The 14,486-nt window shown below is 47.7% G+C and carries 14 protein-coding genes; 11 read left to right on the forward strand and 3 right to left on the reverse strand.

Annotation, left to right across the window (positions count from 1 at the left end):
- Positions 1-42 precede the first annotated feature (42 nt).
- Positions 43-570, forward strand: a complete 528-nt coding sequence (locus tag V8G47_RS05890; protein ID WP_336199285.1) for an AAA family ATPase — start codon at positions 43-45, stop codon at positions 568-570.
- A gap of 39 nt (positions 571-609) precedes the next feature.
- Here the strand turns inward: V8G47_RS05890 and V8G47_RS05895 are convergent, their stop codons facing one another.
- The gene (locus V8G47_RS05895; RefSeq protein WP_336199286.1) at positions 610-1,218 is read right to left on the reverse strand and encodes a lysozyme inhibitor LprI family protein; all 609 of its coding nucleotides are present in this window, start codon (positions 1,216-1,218) and stop codon (positions 610-612) included.
- A gap of 144 nt (positions 1,219-1,362) precedes the next feature.
- On the opposite strand from V8G47_RS05895, the gene V8G47_RS05900 reads away from it, so the two are divergent.
- The 3 genes from V8G47_RS05900 to V8G47_RS05910 all read left to right on the forward strand — a co-directional run bounded on the left by V8G47_RS05900 (position 1,363) and on the right by V8G47_RS05910 (position 4,126).
- Complete coding sequence (locus V8G47_RS05900; RefSeq protein WP_336199287.1) at positions 1,363-1,722, forward strand: DUF3862 domain-containing protein; 360 nt, start codon at positions 1,363-1,365, stop codon at positions 1,720-1,722.
- A gap of 112 nt (positions 1,723-1,834) precedes the next feature.
- The gene (locus V8G47_RS05905) at positions 1,835-2,770 is read left to right on the forward strand and encodes an aminoglycoside phosphotransferase family protein (RefSeq protein WP_336199288.1); all 936 of its coding nucleotides are present in this window, start codon (positions 1,835-1,837) and stop codon (positions 2,768-2,770) included.
- A gap of 180 nt (positions 2,771-2,950) precedes the next feature.
- Positions 2,951-4,126, forward strand: a complete 1,176-nt coding sequence (locus V8G47_RS05910) for a S1C family serine protease (protein WP_336199289.1) — start codon at positions 2,951-2,953, stop codon at positions 4,124-4,126.
- 58 nt (positions 4,127-4,184) lie between these two features.
- On the opposite strand, the gene V8G47_RS05915 is transcribed toward V8G47_RS05910, so the two are convergent.
- Positions 4,185-6,257, reverse strand: coding sequence for a peptidoglycan D,D-transpeptidase FtsI family protein (locus V8G47_RS05915; RefSeq protein ID WP_336199290.1), 2,073 nt, complete (start codon positions 6,255-6,257; stop codon positions 4,185-4,187).
- A gap of 249 nt (positions 6,258-6,506) precedes the next feature.
- Here V8G47_RS05915 and V8G47_RS05920 point away from each other — a divergent pair, with 249 nt between their 5' ends.
- The 4 genes from V8G47_RS05920 (at position 6,507) to V8G47_RS05935 (ending at position 11,198) form a co-directional block, all read left to right on the forward strand.
- Positions 6,507-7,778 (forward strand): S1C family serine protease, encoded by a 1,272-nt coding sequence (locus V8G47_RS05920; RefSeq protein WP_079531381.1) that lies wholly within the window; start codon positions 6,507-6,509, stop codon positions 7,776-7,778.
- Between the two features lie 215 nt (positions 7,779-7,993).
- Positions 7,994-8,881: a peptidylprolyl isomerase gene (locus V8G47_RS05925; RefSeq protein ID WP_336199291.1), complete on the forward strand. Its 888-nt coding sequence runs from the start codon at positions 7,994-7,996 to the stop codon at positions 8,879-8,881.
- A gap of 216 nt (positions 8,882-9,097) precedes the next feature.
- A complete protein-coding gene (locus V8G47_RS05930; RefSeq protein ID WP_336199292.1) occupies positions 9,098-9,805 on the forward strand; it encodes a response regulator transcription factor in 708 nt (235 codons plus the stop codon).
- Positions 9,795-11,198 (forward strand): sensor histidine kinase, encoded by a 1,404-nt coding sequence (locus tag V8G47_RS05935; RefSeq protein ID WP_336199293.1) that lies wholly within the window; start codon positions 9,795-9,797, stop codon positions 11,196-11,198. Before V8G47_RS05930 ends, V8G47_RS05935 begins: the two co-directional genes overlap by 11 nt.
- Before the next feature lie 333 nt (positions 11,199-11,531).
- Here V8G47_RS05935 and V8G47_RS05940 read toward each other — a convergent pair whose 3' ends face one another.
- Positions 11,532-12,245, reverse strand: a complete 714-nt coding sequence (locus tag V8G47_RS05940; RefSeq protein ID WP_336199294.1) for a DUF421 domain-containing protein — start codon at positions 12,243-12,245, stop codon at positions 11,532-11,534.
- A gap of 182 nt (positions 12,246-12,427) precedes the next feature.
- On the opposite strand from V8G47_RS05940, the gene V8G47_RS05945 reads away from it, so the two are divergent.
- The 3 genes from V8G47_RS05945 to V8G47_RS05955 all read left to right on the forward strand — a co-directional run bounded on the left by V8G47_RS05945 (position 12,428) and on the right by V8G47_RS05955 (position 14,364).
- On the forward strand, positions 12,428-13,753 hold the full coding sequence (locus tag V8G47_RS05945) for a HAMP domain-containing sensor histidine kinase (protein ID WP_336199295.1): 1,326 nt from the start codon (positions 12,428-12,430) through the stop codon (positions 13,751-13,753).
- A 184-nt stretch (positions 13,754-13,937) separates the two neighbouring features.
- A complete protein-coding gene (locus V8G47_RS05950; protein WP_142245349.1) occupies positions 13,938-14,153 on the forward strand; it encodes a hypothetical protein in 216 nt (71 codons plus the stop codon).
- A 46-nt stretch (positions 14,154-14,199) separates the two neighbouring features.
- A complete protein-coding gene (locus tag V8G47_RS05955) occupies positions 14,200-14,364 on the forward strand; it encodes a hypothetical protein (protein ID WP_159361446.1) in 165 nt (54 codons plus the stop codon).
- Positions 14,365-14,486: the final 122 nt, after the last annotated feature.

The raw sequence follows: 14,486 nt of genomic DNA on the forward strand, positions 1-14,486 counted from the left end.
CAATTTGGGGTACTAATTATAAAAAAGAGGGAGGGTGTCCACATGTTCAACCACTTTAACTTCGAAACCATTTACAGTGAAAGGGATGCTTCCACACCTTTGGTCGTCATGATGTGCGGTGTCGCCGGTTCCGGGAAAACGACCTTCTCTAGACAATTGGAAAAGAACGGATTTATACGTCTTTCCATCGATGAAGAAATCTGGGCGACGCATGGCCGGTACGGCATTGATTTTCCAATGGAAAAGATGGAGGAGTACAAGAAAGAGGCAGAAAGCAAATTGCGCAATATCTTATTGAAGCTCATTCACGATAAACAACAGGTGGTCATCGACTTCAGTTTCTGGGATCGAGAGAGAAGGGACGACTACAAACAACTGATCGAAACGTCCGGCGGTAAATGGAAACTGATCTATATAAAAGTGGATCCCGATGATTTGCGTGAACGCCTTAACATAAGGAATCAGCGTCTGGATGCCAATTCGTTCCCGATATCGGAAGAATTGTTGTCTTCCTATCTAAAGGGATTTGAGATTCCCGATGGGGAGGGGGAGGTGGTTGTGGAGAATTAGAGGGCCAGGGGAGCAGTAAAGCCCCCTCATTTCTACCTCTTATTCTTTCATATACTCCTCCACCAACTCATAACAGCGATCCTTTGTCGACTCATACAGAGAGATATACCACGCCACATTTTCAAACGTGCCGCCTTCATATTTCAGTCTTTCTTTCTCCGCTTTCGCTTCTTTTGCCTCGATCCATTTCACTTGCTCTGCTTTTAATTCTGCCATGACTTCAGGAGTCAGCTCTTTCTTTAGAAGGGCATAAATCTCATTCAGGACTTCGTCATATTTATCGTACGATACCCCATAATAATTTTTCATGGCGTTCGTGACGCCTTCATCTGAATACTTCTTATCCGGCATGGCATCGAGTTCTTTTTGGAGGTTGTCCAATTTTTCTATGTATGCCTGTTTTCCTTCCACCTTTGTGACGGCTGGTTCCTGTTCCGGACTGGACGTCTCATCTGACTGAGCCTTTTCGTTTTCTTCGGATGTCGTCATGTCTTCTGCCTGTGAATCATCGGGATCTGTACTTGCTGCAGTCGCTTCGGATTCAGGCTTACTGGCGGTATCCTCCTCAGAAGATTGACTACAGGCGGACATTCCGACGAAGACCATCGCAGATAAAGTCGTGACGGTCATCCAATTGCTTTTCTTCATTTTTACAGCTCCAATCTTTTATAAAAAATGCTCACTTGGGTTATTTTAACATATCCAGATATATCCTTCTAACTACCTTCCTTTAAACTGAAATGAAACTTTTTCCAATTCGGACCGTATATGTAAAAAAAGGGGGAGAAGAATATGAGGGTTAAAAAAGTCAGTGTCATTTTCATCATGTTACTCATCGTGGGTTTATCTGCCGTCATCCTGAGTGGATGCCGGATTGGAGGACCAACAAATGAAGCAAAAGAGACGATCGTAGAAGAAGAGCAGGAGGATAAGCCTGTAGCGACAATGGAAAAGTATAATCAACTGGAAAAAGGGATGAGTTATGAGGAGGCAACAGATATCTTGGGGTTTCCTGGAAATCCCATGTCTGATGAGAGTAGTGATAGCAACAATAAAACCTATGTATGGGACGGAGAGCATCCCAAATCCTTCCTTACGGTTACCTTCTTGAAAGGAAAGTTGTCAACGAAGCAACAGGTAGGGTTGCAGTAGGAGATCATTCTTAGAACGTTCCCAGTCCGGTCCACTTTCTGGTAAAATTAGGTTTATGAATCTAGTAAACTTAAATGGAGCCGATGGACCCCTGGCTCACTGGAGGTGCCACATGCTTGATATCAAAACAGATTACGTGTTTAAAAAGGTCGAACCGATCAACAAGGGCTGGTCGAGTGATAAGAAATATTTTGTGGAAACGGAGACGGGGGAAAGGCTGCTGCTCCGGACGGCGGATCGTTCTGAGTATGAGAGTAAGAAGAGCGAGTTCGAGGCCATGAAGCGATTGGCTGACACGGGGATTCCGATGTCTGTGCCCCTTGAGTTCGGGATGAGTGACGATGGCACTAGTGTGTATTCACTCTTTACATGGTGTGAAGGGAATGACGCGGCTGAAGTGCTCCCGAGACTAACGGATACGGAACAATATGTGCTCGGCCTGAAGTCGGGGCGTTATCTCAAGGAAATCCATTCCACTCCTGCACCTCCCGAAGAAGAAATATGGCAAACAAAGTTTAATCGCAAGGTAGATGCGAAGATCCAGCAGTACCATGACTGTCCGCTCAAAATCGAAGCCGGCGATCTTATTATAAAATACATAGAGGAAAACAGGCATCTCCTTAAGGGACGCCCCCAAACGTTCCATCACGGTGATTATCACGGAGGGAATATGGTCATTTCGGAAAGCGGCGAACTCTCCATCATCGACTTCAACCGTCATGATTTCGGGGATCCGTGGGAAGAGTTCAACCGCATCGCCTTCAGTGCATCGGCGAGTCCCCATTTTGCCACAGGACAGCTGAACGGCTACTTTAACGGACGGCCGCCGGAGGATTTCTTCAAGCTCATGGCTTTTTACATCAGCAGCAACATGCTGTCGTCCATACCGTGGGCAATGAGGTTCGGTGAAGAGGAAATCTCCGTCATGAAGAAGCAGGCGAAGGAAGTGCTGGGCTGGTTCGACGGGATGAAGAATCCGGTGCCGACGTGGTATGTGGAGGACTTTTATGTTCAGTACATGGATGATCCTTCCGTAAATGACGATTGAGCGAAGTGCTCTATGAAGTGGGATTCAGAAATATGATGGATGAGCCACGGGACCTGTCCCCGTAGCTCTCAAAATGCACCATTCACTTTTATCTTCTCTTATATAGGGTAAAGAAGAACTATATAATCCTGTTTTTTCCTGAATTGGAGGAAGGGATAATCGAAGAGAAAGGGTTGATAAATGGTGAATGATTGGAATGATGGCAAGAAGGAAAAGAAGAATAGGGTAAAACCAATACGAACGGCCATTGTATCATTTGTTCTTGGCGTGGTTGTGATGTTCCTGGTGATTGAAGGATTCCAGATTCCTGGTAAGGAGGGGACTGAAGGGACGACTTCCAAGACGACGGCTGTGAAGGCAAGTGCTGAAGGTGTTGAGGAAGATGGTTCCATCACAGCTGCGGTTGAGGAGAGCCGGCCATCCGTCGTGAGTGTCGTGAATTTCAAAGGCGGGAATATGTTTGAAGGCTCCGAGCCCCGGCCAGCTGGATCTGGTTCCGGTGTCATTTATGAAGAAGAAGGAGATAAGGCTTATATTGTCACCAACCATCATGTGGTGGAAGGGGCAACGAAGCTTGAAGTCACGTTGAATGACGGGTCCAAGATCCCTGCTGAATTGCTGGGTTCCGATGCCCTCTTGGATCTGGCCGTCCTGGAAGTGGATTCGGAGAAAGTGAAACATGTCATCGAAATAGGGAAATCGTCAAGCCTGAAGCCGGGGCAGCGTGCCATTGCGATTGGTAATCCATTAGGCTTCCTGGCAGGGACTGTCACAGCAGGGGTCATCAGTGCTTCTGACCGTTCCATGCCGGTGGATGTCAATAAAGATGGGGTAGTGGATTGGCAGTCTGAAGTGATCCAGACCGACGCCTCCATCAATCCCGGAAACTCAGGTGGTGCGTTGATCAATCTGGATGGCGAGTTGATTGGCATCAATTCTTCCAAGATTGCAATGGAAAACGTGGAAGGGATCGGTTTTGCCATTCCAGTGGATATTGCCCTTCCGGCTCTGGAGGAATTGAAGGAGTACGGGGAAGTGAAGCGCCCATTCATCGGGATCGTTCCTGTCCCTTTATCGCAGATCCCATCACAATACTATGATGAACCACTCAATCTTCCTGCCGATGTGAAGGAAGGAATCGTCGTTAGACAATCCGAGCCGGATTCACCGGCCGGGGAAGCGGGTCTGCAGCAGTATGATGTCATTACCATGCTCGATGGTAAAAAGGTGACAAAAGTCAGTGACCTGAGAAAATATCTGTACAATGAAAAAGAGGTAGGTTCAAAAGTGGAAGTAACCTATTACAGGGATGGAGAAAAGAAAAATACGACGCTGACATTAAGTGAACAAGAATAACCACAAAAAAAGGGACGTCCCGGAAGTAGCAAGTGCTACCTTCGGGAAATCCCTTTTTTTATTTATTTTCTTCCTTTTTCAATTCAAAATACGTATCCATCACCCGTTTGGAAATGACTTTATTGATGTAAGGGTCATGTTCCTGATGAGACCATGGGACGACGGTAGAGAAGGCGATTTCCGGATTGTCGAATGGTGCGTATCCGATAAGAGTCGTGTTGTAGGTTGGCTGTGCACTCTCCATGTCCGGTCCTTTGTAAAACGCCTCTGCTGTCCCGGACTTCCCGGCTGCATTGTACGGAGCATCTTTAAACAGATTGGCCGTACCTTCTGCGCCGTGGAAGACCCGGTAGAACCCTTTCTGAACATGTTCGATTTCTTCACTGGAGGCATCGATCCGGTTCAGTACCTCTGGTTCCTTCTTGTACACGACACTTCCTAACCGGTGTGGCTGGTTGGAAGGTTCACGTACTTCTTTTAACAGATGGGGCTGAACGCGTTTTCCTCCGTTGGCGATCGCCGATACGTATTGAGCCAGCTGCATGGGTGTGTACGTGTCGTACTGCCCAATCGCAAAGTCAAGGAGAAGTCCCGGATGTTCAGCGGTTCCTTGATATCCCGGAGATTCCCCTGGGAGATCGATCCCTGTCGGAACACCCAGTCCCATCTGGGCGAAATGCTCCCTGAACGTACGGAAGGCGTCACCTTTCAGCTGAATCGGTGCGTGAGGGACGTATCGGTTCCCCGCAATCCGGAGAGCCACTTTCCACATATACGAATTAGAGGATTTCTCCAGGGCATAGAGGTCACTGATGGGCCTCGTTTGATTTCCCCATACATTGAACCACGACGTTTTCTTCGGCGTTCCTTTAATATAAAGGGGTTCATCCACAATCATTTCCCCCGGTTCGATATGATCCGTCATATAACCGGTCAGGAGTGTGGCCCCTTTGACCACGGAGCCCGCTTCGTAGGACGTCGTGTATGTCCCCAATGAATAATCTTCGAATTCGATTTCTCCGTTCGGGTGGATTTCCTTCACTTTTTGACCGACCATCGCTTCGATTTCCCCTGTATGAGGGTCCATCATGACGACAAAGGCACGGTCCAGGTAAGGAGATCCTTTTGTACCGATGTGTTTCGATAATTCTTCTTGAACGATTTTCTCGATCGCTTTTTGCAATTCGACATCAATCCCAAGTACGAGGTCTTTTCCGCTCTGACCCTTCTGGATGACCTTGGTTCCGACGACCTCGCCGTCTTCTATGATGTTTTTCACTTTCTTCTTCTGTCCGTTCAACAGGTCTTCATACTTTAATTCCAGGTAGCTTGTCCCCACACGGTCATTCCGGTTGTATCCCTCTGCCAGATATTCCTGGAGCAGATCTTTCGGGATCCCTTCCCTGGTGGACGATACGTCTCCGAGCACGGTACGGAGAGTATGGTCAAGGGGATAAGACCTTGTCCAATCCGTGGTCACGTTCACCCCGGGCAATTCATCGAGATGTGCGCTCACCTGTGCATACTCCGTGATGGTCACCCCTTTATTCTTCACGATTTGAGGCGAAAGGGCGTACCCTTTAGAAATATTTTGATAGATTACGAGCACTTCATATTCTTCTTCTGAAAAAGAAGACCATTCCTTTTCACTGATGCGTTCAAGCTTCAATTGATAAATCTTTTGATCGGCTTCTTTAGTTGAGAGATCCTTCTCTCCCTGGATGCGGTCGATTTCCGAATCGGAGACTTTCTTATCCGCCTTTGAAGGATTCATCAAAATCCAGAAATCCTTTTTATCACGCGTCGTGAGTGAATCGGTCTCAACGTCAATCATGTCGGCCAGCTTCCGGGACACCTCCAATAATTCCTCCTGAGACGAATCCGACGTCCGGGTAAAAGTGATGGCCCTCTGTGGTTTATTGTCGACAATCAGCTTCCCGTTCCGGTCATATATGCTCCCCCTCGGCACGGGTGAATCCACCGTCAGGCTTTCCTTCTTCTCAACCGCCTTTTCATAAGACTGTCCGTTCGCAATCTGAACCATACCGAGCCTCACGATCAGCGTGCTGAATAAAAGAAACACGGTGACAAAGAGAATCCTCATACGCTTCGGCAGTACCACTTTTCTCATTCGGTCTGTTCTGTTTTTTTCTTTCATATCATCACCATTTTATAAATATGACTTCATTACAATTAAAACAAAGCCATGACAAAAACCCAAGAGATATGCTGAATCGTTCACCAAATCGTTTCATTCAGTCCTTCTCCCAGAAATCTTCCCATCCTGTACACACATTGTTAATAGTTTCGTAACATTTACCCTCTAAGATGAAATCAACAGCAAAGTTAAACAGGCAAAATCAATCGAGGAGGAAAAAACATGTTTGAACAAAACAATCAAAACGAAGAAATGAATACTACGGAAACAAACGATACAGACGTCACTCAAAAAGAAGAGATGCAGCGGACTCCGAAGCAGAAGAAGCCGTTCAAAGGCAGAGGCTTCCTCAACACGGTTGGTGCGGGGATCATCGGTTCGGTCCTGACGCTGACCGTATTACCGCAAACGGACTACTATCAGAACCTGGCTCAGCCACGCGTCGAGCAATCGGCCGACAACGGACAGGCAAACACATCATCGAATTCAGGGATCACGCCCACATCGGTTTCAACCGGGGCTGGCGGAGATATCGCGAATATTGTGGAGGATGCCTCCCAATCGATTGTCGGAATCGTCAATTATCAGAGTCAAAACCGCATGGGAACCGCAGAAGCCACTCCGGCAGGGACAGGGTCCGGCGTCCTTTTTAAAAAAGAAGGGGACAGTGCTTTCATCATCACGAATAACCATGTGATTGAAGGTGCGTCGAAGATTGAAGTCTCTCTCTACGACGGGGAAAAGACCGAGGGTGAGCTGATCGGAGCGGACCCGCTGACGGATCTTGCCGTCGTAAAGATCGACGGTAAATATGCAGACAACCTGCTGGAAGTCGGTGACTCCAGTGAACTGCGCGCCGGTGAACAGGTCATCGCTATCGGGAACCCCCTCGGACTCGACCTCTCACGGACGGTGACACAGGGAATCGTCAGTGCCGTCGACCGTACGATCCCCGTACAGACATCTGAAGGGGAATCTGAACTGAATGTCATCCAGACAGACGCAGCCATCAACCCTGGTAACAGCGGAGGTGCACTCCTGAATTCCAAGGGTGAACTGATCGGGATCAACAGTGCGAAGATCTCGAACTCCGGTGTAGAAGGACTCGGATTTGCGATTCCAAGCAAGGACTTCATGCCGATCGTCAGTCAAATCATCCAAACAGGAAAAGTGGAGCGTCCGTATATCGGAATAGGGATGAAGAACCTGGCAGACATCCCCCGTTCATACTTACCAAATCTGCCCCAATCCGTGGAATCCGGTGTGGTGGTCGCCAATATCGACCCGACATCCGCAGCAGCGGACGCCGGTATCAAAGAAGGCGACGCCATTACCGAAATGAACGGCAAGTCCATCGAGAATGTCGCCGACCTGAGAAGACAGCTGTACGGTGGACCGAAAGCCGGGGATAAAATCGACTTGACCGTCTACCGTGACGGTAAAAAAATGACTGTGAGTGTGACGCTTACTAGTAATGCGATGATGAATGGGTAATGGTTAATGTGTGTACCAAGTACAAATCGAGTCAGTTGTACCTGGTACAATCCGGTTAAAATGTACCAGGCACAAACAGTCCAAAGTGTACCAGGTACAGTTCGAGCAAGATGTACCTGGTACAATTCTAGTGAAAAGTACCAGGTACAAAAACCCCCAAATGTACCAGGCACCAAAAAACGACCAATAAACAAACAAAAAAGGAGTACGAATAAGTGACTAAGAAAAAACGATCAATCACATTATGGAGTATTATCGGAGGAGTTTTCCTTATCGGATCGCTGCTGGCAGTGTTTGGTTTTTCCAAGGAAGATGTGGTGGCCAAAGTGGGCAGCGAGTCCATCAGTAAGGACGATCTGTATTCGACGCTTGTGAATCAATATGGGGATGGCGCCCTTGATACGTTGATTGCGGAGAAGATCGTGAAGCTTGAGAGTGAGAAGAAGGATCTCACGGTGAAGGATAGTGAGATCAAAAAGGAATTGGAGAATATTAAAGGACAATATGACAGTGAAGAGGCATTCAAGGAGGCTCTCGCTTCAAGCGGTGCGGATCTTGATAGTGTCAAAGAAAACATCAAGACGTACCTGTTGACTGAGAAGCTGTTGAAGGACCGGGTCAAGATAACGGATGACCAGATCAAGGAATATTTCGAAGCGAATAAGGATACGTTTGCACAAAAAGAGCAGGTTGAGGCCAGTCATATCTTAGTGGATGATGAAAAGACGGCACAGGAAGTGAAGAAGAAACTCGATAACGGCGGAGATTTTGCCGAGCTTGCGAAAGAGTATTCCACGGATACGTCGAATGCCGATTCAGGCGGGGAGCTTGGTTATTTCGGAAAAGGTGAAATGGTGGCAGAGTTTGATGATAAGGCGTTTTCGATGAAGAAAGGCGAAATCAGTGAGCCGGTCAAGACGGAATTCGGCTACCATATCATCAAGGTGACGGGCAAGAAAGAAGCGAAAGAGGCGGTCCTTGCCGATCACAAAGATGAAATCAAGGACATCCTGTTCGATCAGGCCCTTCAGACGGAGTATGGTACGTGGCTGGCTGAGAAAAAGAAAGAGTATAAGATTGAAAAAACCTTAAAAGATTCATAAACGGTTCAAGGCCAAGTCGAAAAAGGACCTCGTCTATCAAACCGAAACTCAGAGTGAATCATGATAAGGAAGGATATCCCCGCATTGCAGCGGGGGTTTTTCTATTGAAGTTAATACATAGAATGAATCGGGTAAAACGACTATACTTTAGATAAGATTAACGGAGCCAAGGGACCTGTCCCCGTGGTTCGCCCCAATCGGAAAGGAGCGATGTTCATGAATGTATTGGTCGTTGAAGACAATCAAAGCGTCACAAGCATGCTTGAGATGTTTTTTTCTAAAGAAGATATAAAGGGTGAGTTTGTCCATGACGGTGCTGAGGGGTACCGTCGTTATCAGGAAGGTGAGTGGGATCTTGTCATCCTTGATTGGATGCTGCCCGGGATGGACGGTGTGACGATTTGCCGGAAGATCAGGGAGGAGGGGTCCCAGGTGCCGGTCATCATGCTGACGGCGAAGGACAGTGAGTCCGATCAGGTGCTCGGTCTTGAACTTGGAGCTGATGATTATGTGACGAAGCCTTTTTCTCCACTTGCCCTGATGGCGAGGATCCGGGCGGTCACCCGGCGCTACCAGGGTCAAGGGGAGAAGAACAGTACTGCCACTCCGGATGAGGCCGCATCCGATTTCCGGATCAGTAAGGAAACCCGTGAAGTTTTCCTGAAAGGTGTGCCCCTTACGAATTTGACGCCGAAAGAGTTTGAACTTCTTTATTATCTTTCCCAGCATCCCCGGCAGGTGTTTTCGAGGGAGCAGCTCCTTGAGCGGGTATGGGGTTATGATTTCTACGGGGACGAGCGGACGGTGGATGTCCATATCAAACGGCTCCGGAACAAGATCGGAAGCAAGGACAAGCCGTATCTTCATACGGTGTGGGGCGTAGGGTATAAGTTTGATGAGGCGGCGGCCGGGGATGAAGTTTAGGTATCTGTATCAGCTGCTGCTCAGTCATACGAGCGTCCTCATCATCGCCTTCATGATCCTCGGCCTTCTGTTTTCCCATTATGTCGAGAACCTGGTGTATGAAAATAAGGTGACGGAGCTGCGGACGTATGGGGATAAAATTTTATCAGATCTTGAGCGGCCAAGTCCACGGCGGCCCCTGTATCTGGACGAATACAGCAACCTGCTGCACGCCCGGAACATTGATGTGATCACCTTCAATCGCGAGGGGGAAGTATCGTTTTCAAGTGGAGGGGTGTATCCGCGTATCGAGCTCTCGAAAGCAGAATGGCAACAAATCGAGAGGGGAGAAACCGTTCCATTGAAAAAGGATTTCGGACGCTTTGATCAGGCGGTGTCACTCGTCATCATGCCCCGGGTGGTCAATGAACAGCTGACAGGCGGACTGATCCTGATTTCCCCGATCAGCGGTTCAAGGGAAATGCTGAGTGAAATCAATCATTATTTGCTGTATATCGTCCTGCTGGCACTCGCCATCTCCGTTCTTGTCAGCTTGTTCCTATCGAAGCTCCATGTGAAACGGATTCAACGGATGAGGGATGCTACGTCCAAGGTATCGTCGGGAGATTACGATGTTCATGTCCCGAGCTCCAACTTCGATGAAATCGGCGATTTGGCCGAAGATTTTAATAGAATGGTGACGAAACTCCGGGCATCGAAAGAAGAAATCGACGCCCTTGAGAACCGGAGACGGCAGTTCATGGCCGATGTGTCCCATGAACTGAGAACGCCCCTGACGACGATCCGCGGTGTCATGGAAGGGATCCGGAACGACATGATCCCTGAGGAACAGAAAGAGAAAAGCTTTGGTCTTGTCAGTCAGGAAACGAAGCGGCTCATCCGCCTCGTGAACGAGAATCTTGATTATGAAAAAATCCGGTCCAATCAGGTGGTCCTTTCGAAAGTTACCCTGCCGCTGCTCGATATTTTCGAAGTCATCAAGGATCAGCTCGATCTGCAGGCAGAGGAAAAAGGCAACACCATCACGGTTCTGGCAGACGAAGGTGCAGTGGTGCATGCCGACTATGACCGCCTTGTCCAAATCCTGATCAACATCACAAAAAACAGCATCCAGTTCACCACGGGGGGGACGATCACACTGAGTGGATCTTCTTCCGGAAACGAAACGGTCATTGAAATCCAAGACACCGGAATCGGCATGGACCCCGGGGAAATCAAATCCATTTGGCGCCGTTTTTATAAAGCGGACCTGTCCCGGACGAATAATCCATACGGTGAATTTGGCATCGGGCTCTCCATTGTGAAGCAATTGGTTCTGATGCATGAAGGGTCGATCGATGTGTTCAGTGAGAAGGGTGAGGGGACGAGGTTTGTGATCCGGCTGCCGCTTTGACGTGGCGGTAAAGCCATGGGGACAGGTACTTTGGCCTTTTTTAGACGAGGTACCTGTCCCCGTTTTTTTCATCAGCCACTACGGCTTGATCCCAAGGTATCTTTCTATATGCTCGACCCTTTCAAGGAGTCGCTGCACTTTTCGATTCAATTGGGAATAATGTGCTTCGATCATGTGCACATGGGTATCATACCCTCCTGTATATTGTCTGTAATAAGGATGGCACCTGGGGTCAGGTGGATAGACAACATGATTCCCCGGTGGTCGGCAATGGAACATACGGTCACTCTCCCATTTCATTGGTCTATTCGGACGTTGAGATACTATATGCCTTCATCTGTCTGTTCGTTCGCTGTCACCCTGGATATGATCTTTAAAAAGGTCGATGAACAGGGTGCCATTGCTGTTGATCACGGCATAATAGATGTCGTTCAATCTGATTCCTCTTTTGTTCGCTTCACTCTCCAGCCATTGGAATGTGTAGGGGGGAGTCAGGTTTTCCGAAATGACTTTGCCCTCCATCATTAATTCGATGGGAATGGAAGCAGAGGGGGCAGGATCCATCTTCATGTCCGCCTTTGAGAGTGGCAGGAAACGGTTTTTCTTTTTGATGGACAGGATCCCGCTCACTTCTAACAGGGCATATTCCACCTCGTTTATATCAAACACGCCAAGTTCCCGGAGATGCTGATTCAAGTCATCCATCGTAAACTTTGATTTCTTCATATTCTCATCCAGAATCTTCCCCTCTTCCATCAGGATCGTGGGACGGCCGGATACCCATCGTCTGAATAGCCGGTTTTTCGAAGAGATGATCAACAATAGATAAAATAATAGGACAAGCACCAAAAACGAAATAAGGGTATGTGAAAAATTGAGCCCTGTATCAAAGCCCATATTGGCAATGAAGGAACCCACTGTGATCGACAGGGCGAAGCTGTAGTGATTTTTATGTGAGTTGATATGTTTCCCGATGACTAACGTGACCATAATCATCAAAAGAAAACTGATGATCGTCCGTCCGATTGGTATTAAGACTCCATCCATAGGGTATCTCCTTATATAAAGCATTCATTTCCATTATGGACAAAGGATAGGGAAAGAAGACGAGTGCACAAAATCCTGTCCAATAAAAATAAAACACAAGTCTTTCATTTCAGTTATAATAGAATCTAAAGTGTGATTTTTTTTAATCTTTTAAAATTACTGAAAGTAGGGAAGAGATACCGATGAATCACTTTGAGCTATTGACCGGTCTGCTTCTTAACCTCCTTGCCATATTGATCATCATATTACTGATAAGCTTTCATTACCTTTCCCGAAATAAAGTACATAAGCTTCACATCAAACCGCTGTCGATTTATTTAGCCAGTTCCCTTCTACTGTTACTCAGCCTTGCGTTGAGTGTCCGATTGGAAGATGGATTTATGTATGACCTGCGGTTCATCCCGTTTCTGCTCGGAGGGATATACGGCGGGAACCGGGTACTGCCCTGGCTCGCTCTAACCATGATCGCGGTACGTGCCCCGATGATGGGACCTGGATTATGGGTGACCGTGGTCATGGCGGTTCTCTTCACGCTGCTCGTCCTGTATATGCGTCCGAGATGGGAGGGGAAAACGTGGATGACGAGGGTGTACTGGTATACGCTCTTTGCGTTCGGATACTCGGTCCTCTCGTTATGGATCCCGTCCCTGATTTTTCATTTCACGTATGAAAATTCATTCTTGATCTATTCGGCTGTCCTGACTGCATCGACGTTCTTCGTCTTTTACCTGTGTGAAATCATCCGGACCATCTATATTCTTCAGCTGGAAGCGATCAAATACGAGAAGATGCAGGTGGTCAGTCACCTGGCCGCGAGCATGAGTCACGAAGTGCGGAATCCGCTCACCACGGTAAAGGGATTCCTTCAGCTGATTCATGAAGATCCAACCAACGTCAGCACAAATAGCGAGCTGTCGAAGGTCGCCGTCAGGGAAATCGACCGGGCCACAGAGGTGATCAATCAATACTTGGACTTTGCCCGTCCTCACCCAGAGGTTGAAGTGGAAGTGGAGATCCGGGATGAAATGAACCGGTCCAAGGAAATCATCATGCCCCTGGCGGTGAAAAAAGGAATCATCCTGAAGGTGAACATCCTTCATCATCACTCCATCAAAGGGGATCCCAACAAGCTTCAACAGATTCTCATCAATATCATGAAAAATGGTCTCGAAGCAATGGAAACAGGGGGGACGCTCCGTATCTTCAGCTACCAGGACAACGATAAAGTATTCATCGTCATCAACGATACGGGAATCGGCATGACCAAAGAACAACTCATGCGCCTCGGCGAACCCTACTTCTCCATGAAAGGCAAAAACGGGACGGGCCTCGGCATGATGACCGCATATCAACTCACAGAAGGCATGAAAGGCACCATCAACGTCCAAAGCAAACCCGGCAAAGGAACCTCCGTCATCCTCTCCTTCCCCATCTACAAAGATGAAGAAGGAGAAGGGACTCTGGCTACCCCGGCCCACACAACCAAGGTCCGTCCCTCACTGCGATAGGGACGGACCTTTGTTTTGGTTTGAAGGGCGAGGGACGGACCTCTGTTTTCAGCCCATTTCCGGGGTGAAACCCACTGGTTTGGGGATTTTGGATGGATTTTCAGAGGTCCGTCCCTCGCGATTTGAAACTTTTTACATGTCCGGGCGTATAGATAAGTAAGAGTAATCGAGAAAGGAATGAATCGTGTTGGATGGTATTTTCTTGATCCTCCTATTAGCGGCAATCGGCTGTGCCATCGTGGGGACGGTCTTTCTTGCCAATAAAGCACTGGGTCAATACATGCACAACCGTAAAGGGATTGATCAACAGTCAGCGATCGTCACTTGTCCGAATTGCGGGGCGAAGAATGAGCGTCAGATGAACGGGCAGCATTGCAAGGAGTGTTATGAGGCGTTTTAGGATTCATGAATTGAGACGAGCTACGAAATAGAAAGGAGGGGTATAAATGATTTGGTTATTCATACTGATTCCCATAATTCTTGTCGCAGGCATTGCAATTTATTTGGAGAAAAAGTCAGGTATGACACCTCCTGATCTAACGGAGCAAGCTATGAAAATCGATGAAGCGGATAAGAATAACAATGTGTATAAGAACTCGGGTGGTTCATAAAGAAGGTTCAGTAGCTATGCATCCTGGCCATTTTTTTGAGGAATATAATAAAGAAAATTCGACACGGCGAAATGAATAAGGGAGAAAGCGGCATGATTTTCTTATTTCCCGCATGAAAAATC

The sequence above is a fragment of the Rossellomorea sp. LJF3 genome, from assembly GCF_037046045.1.
Lineage (GTDB): Bacteria > Bacillota > Bacilli > Bacillales > Bacillaceae_B > Rossellomorea.

Excerpts from the sequence above, each read along its gene's own strand:
- V8G47_RS05945 (WP_336199295.1), top strand. The coding sequence starts at position 12,428 with ATGAATCACTTTGAGCTATTGACCGGTCTGCTTCTTAACCTCCTTGCC.
- V8G47_RS05890 (WP_336199285.1), top strand. The coding sequence starts at position 43 with ATGTTCAACCACTTTAACTTCGAAACCATTTACAGTGAAAGGGATGCT.
- V8G47_RS05905 (WP_336199288.1), top strand. The coding sequence starts at position 1,835 with ATGCTTGATATCAAAACAGATTACGTGTTTAAAAAGGTCGAACCGATC.
- V8G47_RS05940 (WP_336199294.1), bottom strand. The coding sequence starts at position 12,245 with ATGGATGGAGTCTTAATACCAATCGGACGGACGATCATCAGTTTTCTT.
- V8G47_RS05895 (WP_336199286.1), bottom strand. The coding sequence starts at position 1,218 with ATGAAGAAAAGCAATTGGATGACCGTCACGACTTTATCTGCGATGGTC.
- V8G47_RS05920 (WP_079531381.1), top strand. The coding sequence starts at position 6,507 with ATGTTTGAACAAAACAATCAAAACGAAGAAATGAATACTACGGAAACA.
- V8G47_RS05955 (WP_159361446.1), top strand. The coding sequence starts at position 14,200 with ATGATTTGGTTATTCATACTGATTCCCATAATTCTTGTCGCAGGCATT.
- V8G47_RS05930 (WP_336199292.1), top strand. The coding sequence starts at position 9,098 with ATGAATGTATTGGTCGTTGAAGACAATCAAAGCGTCACAAGCATGCTT.
- V8G47_RS05900 (WP_336199287.1), top strand. The coding sequence starts at position 1,363 with ATGAGGGTTAAAAAAGTCAGTGTCATTTTCATCATGTTACTCATCGTG.
- V8G47_RS05915 (WP_336199290.1), bottom strand. The coding sequence starts at position 6,257 with ATGAGAAAAGTGGTACTGCCGAAGCGTATGAGGATTCTCTTTGTCACC.
- V8G47_RS05935 (WP_336199293.1), top strand. The coding sequence starts at position 9,795 with ATGAAGTTTAGGTATCTGTATCAGCTGCTGCTCAGTCATACGAGCGTC.
- V8G47_RS05910 (WP_336199289.1), top strand. The coding sequence starts at position 2,951 with ATGGTGAATGATTGGAATGATGGCAAGAAGGAAAAGAAGAATAGGGTA.